Genomic DNA, 2,222 nt, shown 5'->3' on the forward strand with positions numbered 1-2,222 from the left:
GCGGCGGCTCCGTGAACCACCGCCTGCGGGTGTCCGCTGCGCCCGGTGCGGCCCGGACCGAACGTCTCCGGTTTCAGGACCTCACGAACTCAGCCGTTGTCGGTGTCGTCGGGACGGTCCTGTTCCGGGACCTCGTCTCCGAGCGGCTCCTCGACGGACTCTCCCGCGGGCTCCTCGTGCCGCGGCTGCTCCGGTTCGAGGAACACCACGGGCGCCTGGGGGACGTCCTCGTCCGGCACCGCGGATTCCTCCGGGGTGGCGGGCTTGAACTCGATGTCGGTCGGCGCCGCGGGCTCGGCCGCGGCTTCGACCGTCTCGACCTCCGTCTCCTCTTCCTCGGTGTCGAGGATGAGGAGCCCGTCCAGCTCGGCGTACCGCTCGGCCGCGTCGGTCTCGCCTTCGCGGTCGGCGGCCGCCGCCCGCGCGAACCACTCGATGGCCTCTTCCGCACGGTTCGCCTCCGCAAGAGCGTCCGCGTAGGCGTAGAAGAGCCGCGCCGACCACGGCCGGAGCCTCCGATCCCGCAGCTCCGGGACCTGCAGCGCGACCACGGCCGCGTCGTACTGCCCGAGGTCCCGACGGACCCCCGACTCGACGATCCGCAGCTCGATGCGCCCCATCGGGTCGAGCCGCTCGGCCTCCGGCGACTTCACCAGGTCGAGCGCGCGTTCCGGACGTCCGAGCCCGCGCTCGCAGTCGACCATCACGGGCAGGTACGAGTCGTCGCCCGCGCCGAGCCGGCGCGCGGCCCGCAGCTCGGCGAGCGCCTCCGCCCACTCCCCGGCGTGGTACGCCGCGATGCCGGCCGCTTCCCGGACGATCCCGACCCGGGACGCGAGCCGCCGCGCGGCCTTCGCGTGCCGGTACGACAGCTCCGGATCGTCCTCGGCGAGTTGTCCGGCCATCACGAGGTGACGCGCCACCCGGCCCGCGAGATCCTTCGGCAGGCTCCGCAGCCCGCGGCGCGCGTCCGCGTCCAGCTCCTCGCCCGTGACCTCGTCCGGCAGCAGCGGGTCGTCGTGCGTCGGCGCAGGCTTCTCACGCTCGAAGCGCTCCCGCGGCGGCCGCCGGTCCGAGTCGTGCGGGCGTCCGGGGCCTCGGCCCTTGAACGTCCTGTCGCGGTCACCCGGACGCCCGTCCCGCGAGAACTTGCCGGGACGACGCTCATCACGCGCCCCACGCCGATCATCGCGGGGTCCCCGCCGATCATCACGCGGACCGCGCCGGTCATCCCGGGGGCCACGCCGGTCACGGTCCTGGAAGCGGCGCTCCCCCGGGCCGCCGGCGCGGGGACCCCGCGCGTCGCGGCCCTCACCGTCGCGAGGACGCTCGCGCCGTTCGCCGGGGCGGCCGCCGAACTTACCGTCACGTCGCGGACCGCCCTGACGGTCGTCCCGCTCGAACCTTCCAGGGCGCCGTTCGCCCCTGCCCTCGCCGGAGCCCGGGCGCCGGTCGTCCGAACGCTTGAACGGACGATCGGACCGCCGATCGTCCCGCCCTTTCGAGCCGGCACCGGCCCGCCGGTCGCCCGGTCCCTTGTACGGGCGATCGGACCGCTCACCGTTCCGTCCTCGGGGACCGCCGCCGGAACCCGGCCTGTCACCGGCACGCTTGAACGGACGGTCGGGCCGGCGTTCCTCACGATCCCCACGGGCCGCGCCGGGACGCCCCCGTCCCTGCTGCGGCTTCCCGGACCGGCCGCCGCCGGGCCCTCCACGCGCGTTGCCCCCGCGACGGCCGGGCGTGTTCCGCCCGCCGTTGTTCCCCCGCCGCCCGCGGTTGTCGTCGCTGCGGCCGTCCTCTTCCGCGCTCATCACGTCCGTCACTGTTCTTGATGGTGGTCCACTTGACCCTTGCAGCCTACTTTGGCGGGGCCGGACATGCGTCGAGGGCCGCCCCAGAAAACGGGGCGACCCTCGACCAAGAAAGGTCCGGCGGCGTCCTACTCTCCCACACAGTCTCCCATGCAGTACCATCGGCGCTGAAAGGCTTAACTACCGGGTTCGGAATGGGACCGGGTGTTTCCCTCTCGCCATAACCACCGAACGACCAACCCACAGCACCCAAAAGTGCCGGGAAACTCATCGTCCGAGCGGACAGCTCGAAAATTCACTTATCAAAACGGGTTCCCGTTTGTTTTCCAGGAACCACACAGGGACGCGAACAAACACACAGCGAGATGCTTTGAACGTTCAGTGTGTTCAAGCCACTCGGCCTATTAG

The 2,222-nt window shown here is 72.1% G+C and carries 1 protein-coding gene and 1 rRNA gene; both read right to left on the minus strand.

The genetic code is table 11. From position 1 onward, the window contains the following. Positions 1 to 89 precede the first annotated feature (89 nt). Complete coding sequence (locus DMH08_RS39275) at positions 90 to 923, minus strand: hypothetical protein (RefSeq protein ID WP_233618075.1); 834 nt, start codon at positions 921 to 923, stop codon at positions 90 to 92. Positions 924 to 1,929: 1,006 nt separating this feature from the next. Beyond that, a 5S ribosomal RNA gene (gene rrf, locus DMH08_RS39280) occupies positions 1,930 to 2,046 on the minus strand. Positions 2,047 to 2,222: the final 176 nt, after the last annotated feature.

The organism is Actinomadura sp. WAC 06369 (assembly GCF_003947565.1).
GTDB classification, from domain to species: domain Bacteria; phylum Actinomycetota; class Actinomycetes; order Streptosporangiales; family Streptosporangiaceae; genus Spirillospora; species Spirillospora rifamycini.